Raw genomic sequence first — 17549 nt, 5'->3', positions numbered from 1 at the left:
ACTCAACCGTAACGCTCCCCGGGGCACCCTCCAACCATCGCGTCAGCCATCTGGTGGATCCCTGCGATTCACCCACCGGGCGCCGCCTGTTTGCTGGGCGTCCCGAACCCGCCCGGGGGTGGCGTGGCGGCGATCACCAGGGCGCCGACGACGACGCCGCCAGCGCCGCGCACGACCCGTTCGCACGCGGCGAGGGTCGCGCCCGTGGTCAGGACGTCGTCGACCAGGAGCATCGGCCGTCCGGGCGCGGGTACACCGGCGCGCGGGCCCCACCGGATGCCGCCACCCAGGTTGCGCCCCCGCGCGCGGGCGCCGAGCCCGACCTGGTCGCGCACGCCACGGCGCTGGACGAGGACCGGGGCGGCCTGCGCGGGCAGCCCCGCCGCGGTGCACGCGCGCGCGACCGCGTGTGCGAGCAGCCCGACGAGGTCCGCCCCTCGACGACGACGCGCCGCGCCCGACGACGGCGCCGGGACGACCAGCAAGGGCAGTTGCGGCAACCGGGCCGCGAGCAGCACCCCGGCGACCTGGGTCGCCCCGGCCGCGAGCGCTCCGGCGAGGGTGTCGGTGAGGTCGACCCGACCCCGGTCCTTCCAGGCGACGACGAGGTCGCGGATCGCGCCGGTGTACGCGGTGAGCGCCCACACGGGGTACGCGGGCCGGCCGTCCATGAGGTCCAACCGGGGGGCAGACCCCTCGCACCGCCACGGCGCGCGGTCGAGCAGGCCCCGGCATCGCGCACAGAGCACCACGTCGAGCGCCCCGCAGCCGGCGCACTCGACCGGGAGCACCAGGCGCGCGAGATCGCGCGCCCCGAGCGCGAGGCCCCGGAGCAGTCGTCCCGATGCCGCCATGTCCGGAGGTGCGCCGTCTGCCATCGATGCAGCCTGGCGCGGTCCGGGGCGCGCGCTCGGGTGCCCGCTGGGTTCCTGGGGACGCAGCGCGCGGCCCAGGAGACCGGGGTCGGCCGCCTGGGCTGCGCGTGAGTGGAACGGAGCTACTGCTGGTCGCGCAGGAAGTCCTTGGCCTTCTCGGAGGCGTTGTCGATCTGGCCGTCCGTGGAGTCGCCGGTGTGGGACTTGATGGCGTCCGCGCCCTTGTCGAGAGCGCCCGAGACCTGGTCCTCGTGGCCCTTGAGCGCGTCCTTGGCCTTGCCCATCATGTCGTCGATACCCATCACTACCTCCGGTGAGCGCGTGCCGGCGAACCGGGCCGCCGACGGTCCGGCGGTGTTGCCGGACCCTCGAACTTTCCTACCGGTCACCCGCGTGGGCGGCAAGGGGTCTGGGCGGGATTCTCTCCGTCTCCCGTCAGCCGGGGAAGGAGGGGTCCGTCACGTTGGTGGCCACGCGCAGCCAGCTGTTGCCCTGCAGCGTGTAGAGCGTGCGGTCGGACGTGCCCACGTACAGGGCGCGCTCGCCCTTGCCCGCGGCGATCGACACGGCCCCCTCGAGCGCGGGCAGTGCCCGGGTGTCCCCGGCGATCGGCACGACGTGCATCGTCGGACCGGTCATCGTGCCGCTCTTGCCGAGCACCGCGAGCGTCGACTGGTCGACCCAGACGACCGCTGTCGCGTCGGCCAGCAGGGCCCCGACCCGGAGCTGCTCGTCGAGGCGTTGCGGTGTCGCGGAGTCGTCCCGCACGATGCCGGCGACGTCGACGGTGGCGCCGTCGGACCCCGTCGAGACCACCGCGATCCGCGTCGCGTCCCTGGAGACCCGCACCGAGCGCACGACCCGACCCTCGAGCCAGTCCACGGCGACGTCGACGACCGTGCCGTCGGACCGGGTCGCGAGGAGCCCGCCGGTCGAGGACGGCCCGGACCACACCCAGCCGAGCCGGTCCACCGAGGGCGCCAGGAGCGCGGACCCCGAGACGAGCCCCACGGCCGCCGTCGTCGGCGTCGGTGCGAGCACCAGGCGGTCGGCGCCCGAGAGCAGGACCTGCGGTGCGGAGTCGACGCCCGCGGCGGGGCTGCGCGGGTCCAGGCCCGCCAGCGACCCGACGGTGTCGACGGGTTTGAGCGAGGTCCCCGTGAGCCGCTGGAGCAGCCCGTCGCTGAGGACCTCCAGGCCGCCCGTGGGCGCGGGGTCACGCAGCAGCGTCGCGGCGGGCGGGTCGACCATCGGCGCGCCCGCGATCGTGACGTTCACCGCCCTGATGCGCGGGAGCTGGAGCACCTGGACGAGCTGGGCCTTGAGCAGGGCGCGGTCCTCGGAGCTCGCGGACGCCACCGCGGAGGTCAGGTCGACCGTCGCGTTGCCCTCGCTGTCGACCGGCACGGACTCGACCGCGAGCCGCGTGCCGTCCGGGAACGCGGTCGTGACCGCGTCGCGCAACCACGGCGACGGGCCCTCGAGCAGCGCACGGACCGCGTAGGTCGCGGCGTTGCGCCGCGGGAACCAGCGCACCTCGGGCACGAGCATGTCGCGGCCGGGGGTGAGGAAGTACAACGGGGTCGCCCCGTACACCGAGTAGAAGAACGGTTCGGACAGGAGCACCCCGTCGTCGAGGCCGGAGATGCGCCACTGGGAGTCGGAGTCCCGGACAAGATCGAAGACGGCGTCCTGCTGGGCCCCCGGGTAGGCCTCGGTGTACCGCCCGCCCGCGTCCACGGTGGCCACCACGGGCAGCGTGACGCTCACCTGGGTGTCGGTGACCTGCTTGAAGTTGAGCGCCGCGGCGGTGGAGTACACGACCAGGCCCTCGGTCGGCTGCCAGCCCGCGCGCGACTCACGCGCGAGGTACTGCCGCGCCACGGCGTAGTTGTCGCCCAGCCCCGCGGCGCCGGCCGCCAGGAAGCCCTGCACGATCGCCCGCGGGTCGGCGCCCGCGGCGGGGCTGTAGGCGAGCGGGAAGACGGTGCCGGGTTCGGCGGCGGCGCCGTCGCCCTTGCCCACGGGCCCGGACGTCGGCAGGCCGGCGCACGCCGCGAGGACGAGTGCCAGCAGTGCGGCGAGCGCCAGCCCTCGGGCCCGGGATGGGGTTCGGGCCCGGGTTCGGGCGGCGACGGGTCGGGCGCTCATCGGGCCTCCAGGTGGTCGAGGTCGGGCAGGGCCGCGGGGTCCGCCGTCGAGCGGTAGGTGGGATCCACGTCGATCTCGGGGGGCGCGTCGGGCGCCGGCACGAGCGGCAGCGGCGACCCGGCGAGCTGGATGCCGGCACGCCGTGGCAGCGTGAGCCGGAACACCGCACCGCGTCCCGGTCGCCCCCACGCCTGGAGCCAGCCGCCGTGCAGACGGGCGTCCTCCAGCGAGATCGCGAGCCCGAGCCCGGTGCCGCCCAGCGTGCGGGCCCGCGCCGGGTCGGCGCGCCAGAACCGGTCGAACACGTGCTCGGCCTCCTGCTGAGTCATGCCGACGCCGCGGTCACGCACGGTGACGGCGACCGCGCGCTGGTCGGCCGCGACGGTGATCTCGACGTTGCTCCCCTCCGCGTGCTCGATCGCGTTGACGAGCAGGTTGCGCAGGATCCGCTCGACCCGACGCGGGTCGATGTCGGCGGTGCACCGCGTCTCGGGCAGCGTCACGTGCACCCACGAGCCCTTGGCCGCCGCGAGCGGCATCGCCTGCTCGACGGCGTTCTGGACGACGTCGCGCACGTCCTGGCCCTCGGCGTCGAGCATCGCCGCGCCGGCGTCGAACCGGCTGATCTCGAGCAGGTCGGCGAGCAGGTCCTCGAACCGATCGAGCTGCATGGTGAGCAGCTCCGCCGAACGCTTGATCGACGGGTCGAACCCGTCGCGGGCCTCGTAGAGCACCTCGCCGGCCATCCGGATGGTCGTCAAGGGGGTGCGCAGCTCGTGCGAGACGTCCGAGACGAACCGCCGCTGGAGCGTGGAGAGCTCCTCCATCCGATGGATCTGCACCTGCAGCGACTCGGCCATCTCGTTGAACGAGCGCGCAAGGGTGGCCATCTCATCCTCGCCGCGCACCCGCATGCGTTCGGTGAGGTGCCCGTCGGCGAGGCGCTCAGCGACCCGCGCGGCGTTGCGCACCGGCAGCACCGTCTGCCGCGTCACGAGCCAGGTCATGCCCCCCAGCAGCGCGACGAGCGCGAACGCGCCGATCCCCAGCGTCCGCTGCAGCAGGTCCAGGGCCTCTTGCTCGGGGCCAGGGAGTACAGGTAGTACAGCTCGTAGCCGCCGGTTCCGGGCACGGACACGGTCGAGCCGACCATGACCCCCGGATCGACCTTCGACCCCAGCGGGTTGCCGACCGGGATCGCGACCGACTGCCAGTGCTGGCCCTCGCCCTTGGCCGTGTCCCGCCGCAGCGTGTCGCTGATCAGGGGCTTGAGCCGCTCGTCGGACGCGACCGGCGTGACGAGCACACCGCCGTCCGAGGCCGCGGACGACGACCGCTGGATGAACACGTCCCGCGGGCCGGAGCCCCCGACCTGGAGCGCCTGGACCAGGTCGAAGAAGAGCTGCTGGAGCTGGGTGTCGGCGGGCGCCGCGTCGAACGTCTCCTGCGCCTGGCGGGTCGAGCGCGCGCTTTCGTCGAGGATCTCCTCGAGGCGCTGGTTGAAGCTGCCGTCCCGGATGCGGTTCGACAGGTACCCCCCGAGCAGGAGCACGGTGATCATGCCGATCGCCAGGGTCGAGGTGATGACCCGCAGCTGCAACGACGAGCGCCAGCCGCGGACCATCGCCCGCGTCAAGCGCAGGAACCGAAGACGCAACCGTCGCCAGAACCGCATCACCGGGTCGTCGCGCCCGCCTTGTAGCCGACGCCGCGCACGGTCACCACGATCTCGGGCCGCTCAGGGTCGGCCTCGATCTTGGAGCGCAATCGCTGCACGTGCACGTTCACCAGGCGTGTGTCGGCGGCGTGCCGGTAGCCCCAGACGCGCTCGAGGAGCACCTCCCGGGTGAACACCTGCCACGGCGTGCGGGCCAGCGCCACGAGCAGGTCGAACTCGAGCGGTGTCAGCGAGATCGGCGACCCGTTGCGCGTCACGCGGTGCCCGGTGACGTCGATCTCGAGGTCACCGATGGTCAGGTGCTCGGGCGTGGTCTCGTCGCTGCGGCGGAGCCGGGCCCGCACGCGGGCGATGAGCTCCTTGGGCTTGAACGGCTTGGAGATGTAGTCGTCAGCGCCGGACTCCAGCCCGTGCACGACGTCGACCGAGTCGCTCTTCGCCGTCAGCATGACGATCGGGACCCCGGACTCCGCCCGGATCTCGCGGCAGACCTCGGTCCCGTCCTTGCCCGGGAGCATGAGGTCGAGCAGCACGAGGTCCGGCTGGGTGCTTCGGAACACCCCCAAGGCCTCGTCACCGTCGGCGCAGAACACCGGGTCAAAACCCTCGGACCTCAAGACGATGCCGATCATCTCGGCAAGCGCCACATCGTCGTCCACGACCAACACGCGACCTCTCATGGCCCCATGGTGTCATCTCGCAGGTCGGACACGGTATCGGCGCAGGGAATTCCACCCCCGGACCCGCCCGCGCGCACGCTCCCGCAGGTGGCGGTCGCGTGGCACGATGGGCCGCGGGGGTCGCTCGAGCGTCCCGAGCCACTGACGGTGAGTGCCACGCGGCGCCACGTCGTCGCACGCCAGGGAGCAGCACACCATGACCAGCCCGAACAACGAGCCACCGACGACGCCGGGCTGGGCCTCGCCCGCGCGGGTGCCCGCAGACGGCCCGGCCCCGGCCCCCGGCAACCCGACCGTGCCCCCGGGCTACCCGACCGGACCTCCCGTCGCGCCACCGCTGCCCGGGTACTACGGACCCGGCTACGCGTCCGCACCGGGCTACGGGCCGGCCACCGGCTACCGTCCGCCCGCCGCCCAGCCCGGCATCGTGCCGCTGCGCCCGCTCGGCCTCGGCGAGATCCTCGACGGCGCGTTCCGGGCCATCCGCGCGAACCCGCGCGTGATGTTCGGCCTCACCGCGGTGGTCGTCTCGATCACGGTCGCCCTGCAGTCCGTCGTGCAGTGGTACGTGGGCGGTCTGCTCTCCGGATCGATCGCCGACGCGACCTCGACCCTCGACCCGACCGGCGAGCTCGCCCTGAGCGAGAGCATCACGCCGAGCATCGCCCCCCTGCTCACCCTGCCCGCACTCACGCTCGCGACCACCGTGCTCACCGGCCTTCTCATCGTCTCGGTGAGCCGGTCCGTCCTGGGCCAGAAGGTCACGATCGGCGAGGTCTGGCGCAGCTACCGCGGTCGCGTCGGGCTGGTCGTCGTGTTCACGATCCTGCTGTCCGTCGGCACCGCCCTGGTGATGGCTGCGCTGATCGGCGTCGTCGTGCTGGCGGCGATGAACGATCAGACCGGGCTGGCGGTGCTCCTCGGCCTCGTGGGTGGCGGCCTGTTCCTCGTGGCGTACGTCTGGCTGCTCGTGCGGACGCTCCTCGTCCCGCCGGCGATCATGCTCGAGGGGGCCGGCTTCTGGTCCGCCGTCCGTCGAGGTTGGACGCTCAGCCGGGGCAGCTTTTGGCGGCTGCTGGGGATCTACCTGCTGACGTCCGTCATCGTGAGCATCGTGAGCGGCCTCATCCAGGCCCCGGCGTCCGTCTTCGCGACGTTCGTGTTCCAGGACCCGCTGTCCACGTCGTTCGGGAGCATCGTGCTCCTCGGGGTCGCGAGCATCATCGCGCTCACCCTGACGACCGTGTTCACCGCGGCCGTCGTCGCGCTCCTCTACGTCGACGTGCGCATGCGCCGCGAGGGCCTGGACGTCGAGCTGGCCCGCGCGGCAGGTGCGACCGCGGCGTGACCTTCCTGTCCGTGCTCCACCTCGAGGTCCCGGTCGTGCCGGACGCCTCGACGGCGCGCCGGTGGGCCACCGAGGAGCTCGCCAATCCCGTCTACCACCGCGGCAAGAGCCTGCTGGCGCGCCTGCTCGACTGGTTCCTCTCCCTGTTCGAGGGGAGCTCAGCCCCCCTCCTCGGCCTGACCCCTGGCGCGGTCGCCGCGGTGATCGTCGTCGTGGTGCTCGCCGTCGCGGGCGTCGCGTTCTGGATCGCGGGCCCCGTGCGCCTGGCCCGCCGCGCCGCCGGGTCCGTCGTCGTGCTCGGCGACGACACCCGCACCGCGGCCCAGCTGCGGGCCGCCGCCGACGCGAGCGCGACCCGCGGCGACTGGTCCGCAGCCGTGCTCGACCGGTTCCGGGCCATCGTGCGGGCGCTGGAGGAGCGCACGGTGCTCGACGAGCTGCCCGGGCGCACCGCGCACGAGGCCGCCGAGGCCGCCGCCGCCCGGCTCCCGTCTCACACCGCCGACCTGCGACGCGCCGGCCGGACGTTCGACGAGGTCTGCTACGGCAAGGTCGCCGCCGGTCCGGACACCGACTCCTGGCTCCGCACGCTCGACGCCGCGCTGGCCGCGACGCGGCTCACGGCACCCGCCGGCCGACCCGTGATGAGCACACCGTGAGCGCGCCCGTGGCGGCCGTTGCGCCCGTACGGTCGACCGGCAGCGTCGTCGTCGGCGACGGAACGACGCAGCGCCAGCGGCTGCGCAGCCGCTGGCAACGGTGGCGCTGGGGGATCGCGCTGGCTTGCCTCGTCGCCCTGGTGGCCCTCCTTGCGGCGCTCCCCGAGCCGCGCACCTCCGAGGTGGCACTCGCCCCGAACAACCCCGGCGCCCGCGGCGCCCGCGCGGTGGCGCAGATCCTCGAGCGCGAGGGCGTCGACATCCGTTATGTGCGGACCACAGCCCAGGCCACCGCGGCCGCCGGAGCCGGCTCCACGCTCCTCGTGACCGGCAGCTTCCTGCTCGGACCCGACCAGATCGACGCGATCGCGGCGACGAAGGCCGACCTCGTGCTGCTCGGACCCGATCCGCTGCTGCTCGAGGCCGTCACCGATGCGGCCACGACGGCGGACGTCGCGCCGTCGAGCGCGACGACCCGCACGGCGCAGTGCGACGACCCCGACGCCGTCGCCGCCGGTTCGATCGTGGCGGGCAGCGCCGGGTACGTCGCCAGCTCGCCCGCCGCGACCGTCTGCTTCCCCACGGCCGACGACCCCGCCGGGGTGTACCTCGTGGTCGACGGACCGCGCCGCGTGGTCGCGCTCGCCGACCCCACGCTCCTCACGAACGGTGCGCTCAAGCAGGAGGGCAACGCCGCGCTCGCGCTGCGCATGCTCGGCCGGAACGCGTCGCTCACCTGGTACGTGCCGTCGCCGTCGGACTTCGGCCAGGAGGCCGACACCGGACCGGGACTGGGCGACCTGCTGCCGCCGGGGGCGGGCGCCGTCGGGCTCCAGCTGCTCTTGGTCGCGGCCATCGCCGCGCTGTGGCGCGGACGCCGGCTCGGGCGGCTCGTGACCGAGCCGCTCCCCGTCACCGTGCGCGCGGCCGAGACGACCCGCGGACGCGGGCGGCTGTACCGTCGCTCGCGGTCGTACGGGCACGCGGCGGCGGCGCTGCGGGCGGGGGCGGCCACGCGATCGGCCGCACGGCTCGGGCTGCCGCGGTCCGCGGGCGCACCCGCGATGATCGAGGCGCTGGCCCGCGCGACCGGGCGGCCCACCGACGAGGTCGCGGCACTGCTGTACGGACCACCACCGACTGACGACTCCGGGCTGGAACACCTGGCCCGCATGCTGGACGAGCTGGAGAGCGAGGTTCACCGATCGTGACGCAAGGCAATCCCGACCCGAACACGGCCACCCCCGGAGCTGGCTACGGGCGCGGACCGGAGCAGACCGTTGCACCGGTGCCCGCGGACTTCCCCGCGCAAGCGCCGATGCCCGCCCCCACCCCGGCCCCCGTGCGCCCAGCACCGTCGGTGTCCGTCGAGCTGCGCGATGCGCTCGGTGCCGTCCGCGCGGAGGTGGCCAAGGCCGTCGTCGGGCAGGATGCGGCCGTGACCGGACTGGTCATCGCGCTGCTGTGCCGCGGGCACGTGCTGCTCGAGGGGGTGCCGGGGGTGGCCAAGACGCTGCTGGTGCGCACGCTCTCCGCCGCGCTCGACCTCGACACCAAGCGCGTGCAGTTCACCCCCGACCTCATGCCCGGGGACGTCACCGGCTCGCTCGTGTACGACGCGCGCACCGCCGAGTTCTCGTTCCGGCAGGGGCCCGTGTTCACCAACCTGCTGCTCGCGGACGAGATCAACCGCACGCCCCCCAAGACGCAGGCCTCGCTGCTCGAGGCCATGGAGGAGCGCCAGGTGAGCGTCGACGGGCTGCCGCACGCGCTGCCCGACCCGTTCCTGGTGATCGCCACCCAGAACCCGATCGAGTACGAGGGCACCTACCCGCTGCCCGAGGCGCAGCTCGACCGGTTCCTGCTCAAGCTCGTGCTGCCGCTGCCGGAGCGTGCTGAGGAGATCGAGGTCGTCGCCCGGCACGCCGCCGGCTTCGACCCCCGCGACCTGCGCGCCGCCGGCGTGCGGCCGGTCGCGGGCGCCGAGATGCTCGCCCGCGCGCGCGCCGAGGTGGCCCGCGTGCAGGTCGCGCCCGAGGTGCTCGGGTACATCGTCGACGTGTGCCGCGCGACGCGGCAGTCGCCGTCGTTGTCCCTCGGGGTCTCCCCGCGCGGCGCGACCGCGCTGCTCGCGACCGCGCGCGCGTGGGCCTGGCTGTGCGGCCGGGGCTATGTCACGCCCGACGACGTCAAGGCACTCGCGCACCCGACCCTGCGTCACCGCGTGCAGCTGCGCGCCGAGGCGGAGCTCGAGGGTGTGACGGCGGAGAGCGTGCTCGACGCCGTGCTGTCCGCCGTCCCGGTCCCCCGCTGACGATGCCCGCGCCCGTCGAGGTCATGGCCGCTGAGTTGGCTGAGTTCGCTGGTCTGGCGCCAGTTCGCCGGGCCGGACCGGCGAACTCGACTCGGACCAGCGAACTCACTGCCGGGGAGCGGTTGCCATGGCGCTGACCTGGCGCGCCGTGGTGCTCGCGCTCCTCGGGGTGGTGCCGGTTCTGGTCGTTCCGGTACCCGGGACCGTGCTGCTGTGGGCCCTTGCCGTGCTGGCGGCCTGCGCGCTCGACGCCGGGCTGGCCGCCTCGCCGCGGTCCGTCGGGGTCGCCCGCGCCGTGCCGGGCTCGGTGCGGCTCACCGAGCCCACGCAGTCGGTGCTCACGCTGACGAACCTCACGGGGCGGCGGCTGCGCGCGCTGGTCCGGGACGCGTGGCAACCGTCCGCGGGCGCGCAGGTCAACCGGCACGTGCTCGATCTGCCGCCCGGGGAGTCGCGGCGCCTGGTGACCGTCCTGGTCCCGACGCGCCGCGGCGACCGGCTGGCCGACCGGGTCACGATCCGCTCGTTCGGTCCGTTCGGGCTGGCCGCGCGGCAGGTGTCCCTCGACGTCCCGGCGACCCTGCGCGTGCTGCCCGAGTTCGCCTCCCGGCGCCACCTGCCGAGCCGGTTGGCGCGCCTGCGCGAGCTCGACGGACGCGCGGCCGTCCAGGTCCGCGGGCAGGGCACGGAGTTCGACTCGCTGCGCGAGTACGTGATCGGCGACGACGTGCGGTCGATCGACTGGCGCGCGACGGCCCGGCGCTCCGAGGTCGTCGTGCGGACGTGGCGGCCCGAGCGCGACCGGCGCGTGCTGATGGTGCTCGACACCTCGCGCACCTCGGCCGCGCGGGTGGGCGATGAGCCCCGCCTCGACTCCTCGATCGAGGCCGCCCTGCTGCTCGCGGCCCTGGCCGCACGCGCCGGCGACCGGATCGAGCTCGTCGCGTACGACCGCCGGCTGCGGGCGCGGGTGGCGGGGGCGAGTGGTCCGGCGCTCCTGCCTGCGCTCGCCGACGCCCTGGCGCCGCTGGAACCCGCACTGGTCGAGACCGACTGGCCCGGCGTCGTCGCGCTGGTGCGCGAACGCCTGTCGCAGCGCTCGCTCGTGGTGCTCCTGTCGTCGTTGGAGCCGGCCGCGGTCGAGTCGGGACTGCTCGGCGTCGTCGGGCAGCTGACCGACGACCACCAGGTGGTGCTCGCCTCGGTGCGCGACCCCGAGATCGCCGAGCTCCGCGCCGGCCGGTCCGGTGCCGCGGAGGTGTTCGACGCCGCCGCGGCCGAGCGGGGCGAGCTCGAGCGGGCCGCCATCGCCGTGCGACTGCGCCAGCGCGGCGTCGAGATCGTCGACGCGCTGCCCGGCGAGCTGGCCCCGAAGCTGGCCGACACCTACCTCGCACTGAAAGCGGCGGGGCGGCTGTGAGCGGGCCACCGGCGGACCGGCTCGTGAGCCTGTGCGCGCACCTCGCGCTCGTCGCCGCGACGGCGGTGTCGGCCCAGCTGGCGGCTCAGGTCGCCACGACCGGGTCGAGCTAGCCGACCACCGGCAGCGACTGGCCGGCCCGGTCGGCGTCGAGGTCGCCGGTCTGGCCCGCCGCGACCGCACGCCGGCCCAGCACGAGCGTGTAGACCCAGAAGGCCGTGAGCGCGACGACGCCGGTGGTGATCTTCGCGGACCACGGCAGCGTGGAGCCGGTGACGAACCCCTCGATGAGGCCCGAGACGGCGAGCACGCCCACGAGCCCGATCGCGACCGTGAACAACGCCCGGCCCTCCTCGGCCAGGGCCCGTAATCGCGGCCGAGGACCGGGATCGATGATGGTCCAGAACAGCTTCAGGCCGGCGGCGCCCGCGACGAAAACCGCCGTCAGCTCGAGCAGGCCGTGCGGGGCGATGAGCGAGAGGAAGACGTCCAGCCGGCCGTACTCGGCCATCATCCCGCCCGTCGCGCCGACCATCACGGCGTTGTTGACCAGGACGAAGACGGGGAACACGCCCGTGATCCCGAGCCCGATGCACTGCGCGGCGATCCAGGCGTTGTTGGTCCAGACCGCCGCGGCGAACCCCACCGACGGGGTGTAGTACTGCGCGAACTGCTCTTCGATGTACGTCTTGCGGGCGTCCGGCGGCATGAGGGCCGCGAGCGCGTCGGGCTGGGTCGCGACCCAGATCCCCGCGATCACGGCGAGCACCAGGCTCGCGGTCATCACGGCGACCGTCCACCACCGGATCCGGTACAGCGCGGCCGGGAGCAGGACGGCGATGAATCGCGTGACGTCCGCCCAGGCGGGCTCGTGCGCCCCCGCGATCGCGTTCCGGGCCCGTCCGAGCAGGTCCGAGAGCTGGGTCACCGTCGCCGGGTCGGGTGCGGTCGAGCGCACGGTCGACAGGTCGGTCGCGACCGCCTGGTACAGCCGCACGAGCTCGTCGGACTCGGCGCCCGTCAGGCGTCGCTTCCGGGTGAGGGTGTCGAGGCGCCCCCACTGTGTGTCGCGCACGGCGGCGAAGGCATCCAGGTCCACAGCCGATACCCTGCCACAGGCGGCGTGACCTGCGAAGCAGTCACGGCCACGCCGATGGACCGACGACGAGGAGAAGTGGCGATGAGCGAGGGGATCCTCACCGGCGAGGGCGTGCTGCTCGATGCCCGGCCGGCGTCGTTCGCGACCCGGCTGCTGGCTGCGCTGCTGGACATCGTCGTCATCCTGGCGGTGGTCTTCGCGATCACCATCGGGTTCACCGCGATCATGCCCTCGATCAGCGAATCGGCCGCGCGCGCGCTCATGGTCATCGGGATCGTGACCGTGATCGTGATCCTGCCGACCACCGTCGAGACGCTGTCGAGGGGCCGCTCCCTGGGCAAGGTCGCGGCGGGGATCCGGATCGTGCGCGACGACGGCGGCCCGGTCCGGTTCCGGCACTCGCTGGTCCGTGCCCTGGTCGGGATCGGCGAGCTGTGGCTCACGCTCGGGTCGGTTGCGCTGATCACGTCGATGCTCAACGACAAGGGCAAGCGCGTCGGCGACATCGTCGCGGGCACCTACGCCGTGCGCGTGCGCGGCGCGCAGCGGACGCTCGCGCCCGTGACCATGCCGTACCAGCTCGCAGGCTGGGCGCGGAACGCCGACATGCGGCGCCTGCCCGACGGTCTCGCGCTCGCCGCCCGCCAGTTCCTCGGCCGCGCCGCGACCCTGCACCCGGCGTCGCGCGCCCGGCTCGGGACCGAGCTCGCCGCCCAGGCCGAGCGGCACGTCGCCCCGCCGCCCCCGCCGGGCACCCACCCGGAGACCTTCCTGGCCGCTGTCCTGGCCGAACGCCGCGACCGCGAGTACGCCAGCGCGACGAAGGCGGCCGGCAAGGCAGCGACGGAAGCGGCCCTGGTCCACCGCCTCCCCCACTCCATCCCGGACCCGGACTAACCCCACCTCCTCTCCCCTCCCCCTCGCCCGCGCAGACAGGCAGGCCCGCGAACTCGGAGGTTTGCCTCGAGATAGGACACCCGGGTGTCCGAGTTCGGCGCAAACCTCCGAGTTCGCGGGCCTGCGTGGGGTTTGATTCTGGGGGCGTGGGGTTTGAGAGGATGGGGGGTGACCGCTTCTCTTGTTGCCCGTGGTGTTGGTGCTGTGCAGGGCGACCGCACGCTCTTTGGGGATCTGGGGCTGACTGTTGCGCCCGGGGACGTCGTCGGGCTGGTCGGCGCCAACGGGGCCGGCAAGTCGACGTTGCTGCGGATCCTGGCCGGGGTCGACGCGCCCGCGGGCGGCACCGTGGTGCTGTCCCCCGCGGACGCGCTGGTCGGCTGGCTGCCGCAGGAGGTCGAGCGGCGGGTCGGCGAGACCGTCGCGGGCCACCTCGCGCGCCGCACCGGAGTCGCGGCCGCGCAGGTCGCCCTGGACGACGCCGCTCACGGCCTCGTCGAGGCGCTTCCCGGGGCCGACGACGTCTACTCCGTCGCCTTCGACCGGTGGATGGCGCTCGGCGCGGCCGACCTCGACGAACGCACCGAGCAGGTGCTCGCCGACCTCGGCCTGCAGCTGGACCTCGACCACCCGATGACCGGGCTCTCCGGCGGCCAGGCGGCCCGGGTCGGGCTCGCGGCGCTGCTGCTGGCCCGGTTCGACGTGCTGCTGCTCGACGAGCCGACCAACGACCTCGACCTCGACGGGCTCGCGCGCCTCGAGGCCTTCGTGCAGTCGCAACGGGCGGGCGTCGTCGTCGTCTCGCACGACCGCGAGTTCCTGGCGCGGTGCGTGACGAGTGTCGTCGAGCTGGACCTGGCCCAGCAGCGGGTCGGGGTCTACGGCGGCGGGTACGACGCCTACCTCGAGGAGCGGGCCACGGCCCGCCGGCACGCGCGCGAGGACTACGACGAGTACGCGGACAAGAAGAGCAGCCTCGAGGACCGCGGGCGCATGCAGCGCGGCTGGATGGACCAGGGCGTCAAGAACGCCGCGCGCAAGCGCAAGGACAACGACAAGCTGGGCCGGGGCTTCCGGGTCGAGCAGACCGAGAAGCAGGCGTCCAAGGTCCGCCAGACCACGCGCATGATCGAGCGCCTCGAGGAGGTCGCCGAGCCGCGCAAGGAGTGGGAGCTGCGGTACGAGATCGCGGCCGCACCCCGCGGGAGCGCGGTCGTCGCGACGCTGCGAGACGCCGTCGTGCACCTGGGGGCCTTCACTCTCGGCCCCGTGAACCTCCAGGTGAACGCGGGCGACCGGATCGCGGTCACGGGCGCGAACGGCGCCGGCAAGACGACCCTGCTCGGCGCGCTGCTCGGGCGGACGCCGCTCGACTCCGGCGCGGCGTCGCTCGGGAGCTCGGTCGCGATCGGCGAGGTCGACCAGGCCCGCGCCCTGCTCGACTCGCCGCTGCCGCTGTCCGAGGCGTTCGAGCTGCAGATCCCCGACTGGACCGGCGCGGACGTGCGCACGCTGCTGGCCAAGTTCGGGCTGCGGGCCGCGCACACCCCGCGCCCGGCGGCGTCGCTGTCCCCTGGCGAGCGCACGCGCGCCGCGCTCGCCCTGCTGCAGGCCCGCGGGGTGAACCTGCTGGTCCTGGACGAGCCGAGCAACCACCTCGACCTGCCCGCGATCGAGCAGCTCGAGCAGGCGCTCGAGGGGTACACCGGGACCCTGCTGCTGGTCACGCACGACCGCCGGATGCTGGACGCCGTCGCGGTCAACCGGCGGTGGGTCGTCGAGGCCGGGACCGTCCGAGAGGCGTGACGCCGGTCACGATCGTGGCGACCTGAGTGCCACCTGGGCATGGCTTAGGTCACAAATTGGTAACAATTCAAGAACAGGTAAAGTCCCAGGTCAAAGGTCATATCAATCATCCGCGACTCGCCAAAACGCGCTCAAACGGCCATACCCCCGTTAGGTAACCGGCCCTCGACGAGGCATCGTAGAGGACGAAACAGATTCACGATCGGTTGAACTGGGCGGCGTGCGCACTGCCCCGGGCCGCGCCAACCTGGCGCTTGCTCGTGGGGGGCGCGGAGCCCGTGAGAGACGTCCGAGGTGCCCCAGCGCACCGACGTCCACCGGTCGGTTGTCTGCCCGGACCATGAGCTCTGCCGCGCGAATCGCGTGCGGCGCGCTGCGTCATGCCCTGTACAGGGAACGCGGTCCGGACCGCGATCTACCGAACGGGGACGACTAGTGACTGCATTGCGCGCCGAAGGTGTGTTCAAGGTGTTCGGTCGGCGGCCGAACGAGGCCGTGCGCCGCCTGCGTGACGGGGCCTCGCGCGACGACGTCGCCCACCTGGGCACCGCCGCCGTCATCGACACGAGCTTCGAGGTCACCCCCGGCGAGATCTTCGTCGTGATGGGCCTGTCGGGCTCGGGCAAGTCGACGCTCATCCGCATGCTCAACGGGCTCGTGCGTCCGACGGCGGGCAGCATCATGCTCGGCGAGCACGACCTGGCCAAGGTCAGCGCTTCCGAGCTGCGCGACATCCGCCAAAAGCGCGTGAGCATGGTCTTCCAGCACTTCGCCCTGCTGCCGCACCGCTCGGTGCTCGACAACGCCGCGTTCCCGCTGGAGATCGCCGGGATGGGCAAGGTCGAGCGCCGCCGCAAGGCCGCCGAGGCCCTCGGCATGGTCGGCCTGGACGGGTGGGAGGACTCGCTGCCCTCGCAGCTGTCCGGCGGAATGCGTCAGCGGGTGGGCCTGGCCCGCGCGCTGGCCGCCGACACCGACGTGCTGCTCATGGACGAGGCGTTCTCCGCGCTCGACCCGCTGATCCGCAGCGAGATGCAGGAGCAGCTGCTCGAGCTCCAGCAGACGCTCGGCAAGACCATCATCTTCATCACCCACGACCTCAACGAGGCCATGCACCTCGGTGACCGGATCGCCATGATGCGCGACGGGCGCATCGTGCAGATCGGCACGTCCGAGCAGATCCTCACCGAGCCGGCCGACGAGTACGTCGCGACCTTCGTGGCCGACGTCGACCGCACGCGGGTGCTCACCGCCGGTTCGGTCATGGTCCGACCGAAGGCCGTCGTGTTCGCCGCCGCCGGACCGCACGTCGCGCTGCGCCAGATGCGCGACGAGCAGGTCTCGGCTGCCTATGTGATCGACCGGCACCGCAAGCTGCTCGGCGTCGTCCGCGACCAGGACATCGCCGCCGCGGTCCGCGTCGGGCCCGTCGCCCTGGTGGACCTCACCCGCGACGAGGTGTCGGCGGTCTCCACCGAGGCGCTGCTCGCGGAGCTGTTCGCACCGGCCGCGGAGACCCCGCTGCCCGTGCCCGTCGTCGACGAGAAGGGCCGGCTCGTGGGGGTCATCCCGCGGGTCACGCTGCTCGACGCGATGACGCCGACGACGGCCGAGGTCGCCGTCGTCGATCCCGCCGCCATCGACCCTGATCTCGACGCCGAGCTCGACGATCTCAGCCTGACCACGACCGGGGAGCCCGCATGATCTACACCGCCAGCACCGCACCGCTGTACCGCATCCCTCTCGGCGACTGGGTCGACACCGCCGTCACGGCCATCACCACGACGTTCGAGGGCTTCTTCGACGGGGTCAAGACCGTCCTGGTCGGGGCCTACGACGCCCTGGAGCTCGTGTTCACCGGACCGCCGGCGTGGGCCGTCGCGCTCGTGCTCGTCGGGCTCGCGTTCGCGATGAAGGGCTGGAAGCTCGCCCTGGGCGCGCTCGTCGGCTTCGCCCTGATCGTGGGCGTCGACCAGTGGGAGAACGCGATGTTCACCCTCGCGCTCGTCATCGTGTCCAGCGTCATCGCGCTGGCCATCGCGATACCGCTCGGGATCCTCGCCGCCCGCAACGACCGTGTCTCCGCGGCGCTGCGCCCGGTGCTCGACTTCCTGCAGACGATGCCCGCCTTCGTCTACCTCATCCCCGTGATCGTCATCTTCCTCACCGGCGCGGTGCCCGGGATCGTGGCGACCATCGTCTTCGCGCTCGCGCCCGGCGTGCGGTTCACCGAGCTGGGCATCCGCGGGGTCGACGCCGAGGTGGTCGAGGCCGGTCAGGCGTTCGGCGCCACGCCCGGCCGGATCCTGCGCCAGATCCAGATCCCGCTCGCGTTGCCGACCATCATGGCCGGCATCAACCAGGTCATCATGCTCTCGCTGTCGATGGTCGTCATCTGCGGGCTCGTCGGCGCGAAGGGTCTGGGCAGCGAAGTCATCGCGGCGCTCGCCCGGATCGACATCGCGCTCGGGTTCGAGGCGGGCCTCGGCGTCGTCATCCTCGCGATGTACCTCGACCGGATGACCTCCGCGCTCGCCGACCGCGCCCCGGTCTCCCGCGCGCTCAAGCTCGCGGCCGCGTGAGCCGCACGCCCACCACCCGCGCCACCCCCTTCGCCGCGAC

General features: G+C 73.4%; 16 protein-coding genes. 9 read left to right on the top strand and 7 right to left on the bottom strand.

The genetic code is table 11. From position 1 onward, the window contains the following. Nucleotides 1-68: 68 nt before the first annotated feature. The 6 genes from VTA80_RS14560 to mtrA all read right to left on the bottom strand — a co-directional run bounded on the left by VTA80_RS14560 (nucleotide 69) and on the right by mtrA (nucleotide 5384). Nucleotides 69-878: a ComF family protein gene (locus VTA80_RS14560; RefSeq protein ID WP_407341811.1), complete on the bottom strand. Its 810-nt coding sequence runs from the start codon at nucleotides 876-878 to the stop codon at nucleotides 69-71. 119 nt (nucleotides 879-997) lie between these two features. Beyond that, entirely contained in the window at nucleotides 998-1177 is a 180-nt protein-coding gene (locus tag VTA80_RS14555) for an antitoxin (RefSeq protein WP_407341810.1), read from the bottom strand. 133 nt (nucleotides 1178-1310) lie between these two features. Next, nucleotides 1311-3026 (bottom strand): LpqB family beta-propeller domain-containing protein, encoded by a 1716-nt coding sequence (locus VTA80_RS14550; protein WP_407341809.1) that lies wholly within the window; start codon nucleotides 3024-3026, stop codon nucleotides 1311-1313. Continuing rightward, a complete protein-coding gene (gene mtrB / locus VTA80_RS14545) occupies nucleotides 3023-4069 on the bottom strand; it encodes an MtrAB system histidine kinase MtrB (protein ID WP_407345781.1) in 1047 nt (348 codons plus the stop codon). The genes VTA80_RS14550 and mtrB overlap by 4 nt, the downstream gene beginning before the upstream one ends. Continuing rightward, entirely contained in the window at nucleotides 4030-4701 is a 672-nt protein-coding gene (locus tag VTA80_RS14540) for a hypothetical protein (RefSeq protein WP_407341808.1), read from the bottom strand. The genes mtrB and VTA80_RS14540 overlap by 40 nt, the downstream gene beginning before the upstream one ends. Continuing rightward, entirely contained in the window at nucleotides 4701-5384 is a 684-nt protein-coding gene (gene mtrA, locus VTA80_RS14535) for an MtrAB system response regulator MtrA (protein WP_407341807.1), read from the bottom strand. Before mtrA ends, VTA80_RS14540 begins: the two co-directional genes overlap by 1 nt. A 196-nt stretch (nucleotides 5385-5580) precedes the next feature. Between mtrA and VTA80_RS14530 the strand changes: the two genes are divergently transcribed. The 5 genes from VTA80_RS14530 to VTA80_RS14510 all read left to right on the top strand — a co-directional run bounded on the left by VTA80_RS14530 (nucleotide 5581) and on the right by VTA80_RS14510 (nucleotide 11125). Next, the gene (locus VTA80_RS14530; protein ID WP_407341806.1) at nucleotides 5581-6732 is read left to right on the top strand and encodes a glycerophosphoryl diester phosphodiesterase membrane domain-containing protein; all 1152 of its coding nucleotides are present in this window, start codon (nucleotides 5581-5583) and stop codon (nucleotides 6730-6732) included. Beyond that, complete coding sequence (locus VTA80_RS14525) at nucleotides 6729-7391, top strand: DUF4129 domain-containing protein (protein WP_407341805.1); 663 nt, start codon at nucleotides 6729-6731, stop codon at nucleotides 7389-7391. The genes VTA80_RS14530 and VTA80_RS14525 overlap by 4 nt, the downstream gene beginning before the upstream one ends. Then, nucleotides 7388-8602: a DUF4350 domain-containing protein gene (locus VTA80_RS14520; protein WP_407341804.1), complete on the top strand. Its 1215-nt coding sequence runs from the start codon at nucleotides 7388-7390 to the stop codon at nucleotides 8600-8602. The genes VTA80_RS14525 and VTA80_RS14520 overlap by 4 nt, the downstream gene beginning before the upstream one ends. Before the next feature lie 107 nt (nucleotides 8603-8709). Further along, nucleotides 8710-9705 carry an AAA family ATPase gene (locus VTA80_RS14515; protein ID WP_407345780.1) on the top strand — a complete coding sequence of 332 codons (996 nt, stop codon included), beginning with the start codon at nucleotides 8710-8712 and terminating at the stop codon, nucleotides 9703-9705. Nucleotides 9706-9832: 127 nt separating this feature from the next. Then, nucleotides 9833-11125, top strand: a complete 1293-nt coding sequence (locus VTA80_RS14510) for a DUF58 domain-containing protein (RefSeq protein WP_407341803.1) — start codon at nucleotides 9833-9835, stop codon at nucleotides 11123-11125. Between the two features lie 109 nt (nucleotides 11126-11234). On the opposite strand, the gene VTA80_RS14505 is transcribed toward VTA80_RS14510, so the two are convergent. Further along, nucleotides 11235-12224: a stage II sporulation protein M gene (locus VTA80_RS14505; protein ID WP_407341802.1), complete on the bottom strand. Its 990-nt coding sequence runs from the start codon at nucleotides 12222-12224 to the stop codon at nucleotides 11235-11237. 81 nt (nucleotides 12225-12305) lie between these two features. Between VTA80_RS14505 and VTA80_RS14500 the strand changes: the two genes are divergently transcribed. The 4 genes from VTA80_RS14500 to VTA80_RS14485 all read left to right on the top strand — a co-directional run bounded on the left by VTA80_RS14500 (nucleotide 12306) and on the right by VTA80_RS14485 (nucleotide 17509). Next, nucleotides 12306-13121, top strand: a complete 816-nt coding sequence (locus VTA80_RS14500; protein WP_407341801.1) for an RDD family protein — start codon at nucleotides 12306-12308, stop codon at nucleotides 13119-13121. Nucleotides 13122-13289: 168 nt separating this feature from the next. Beyond that, a complete protein-coding gene (locus VTA80_RS14495) occupies nucleotides 13290-14927 on the top strand; it encodes an ABC-F family ATP-binding cassette domain-containing protein (protein ID WP_407341800.1) in 1638 nt (545 codons plus the stop codon). Between the two features lie 435 nt (nucleotides 14928-15362). Beyond that, the gene (locus VTA80_RS14490) at nucleotides 15363-16631 is read left to right on the top strand and encodes a glycine betaine/L-proline ABC transporter ATP-binding protein (RefSeq protein ID WP_407341799.1); all 1269 of its coding nucleotides are present in this window, start codon (nucleotides 15363-15365) and stop codon (nucleotides 16629-16631) included. Beyond that, the gene (locus VTA80_RS14485) at nucleotides 16628-17509 is read left to right on the top strand and encodes an ABC transporter permease (RefSeq protein WP_407341798.1); all 882 of its coding nucleotides are present in this window, start codon (nucleotides 16628-16630) and stop codon (nucleotides 17507-17509) included. Before VTA80_RS14490 ends, VTA80_RS14485 begins: the two co-directional genes overlap by 4 nt. Nucleotides 17510-17549: the final 40 nt, after the last annotated feature.

Origin of the sequence: Pengzhenrongella phosphoraccumulans (assembly GCF_045689905.1) — a bacterium.
GTDB classification, from domain to species: Bacteria; Actinomycetota; Actinomycetes; order Actinomycetales; family Cellulomonadaceae; genus Pengzhenrongella; species Pengzhenrongella phosphoraccumulans.
Note: the sequence above shows the minus strand (reverse complement) of the source record. Positions and strands in the feature narration are given on the sequence as shown.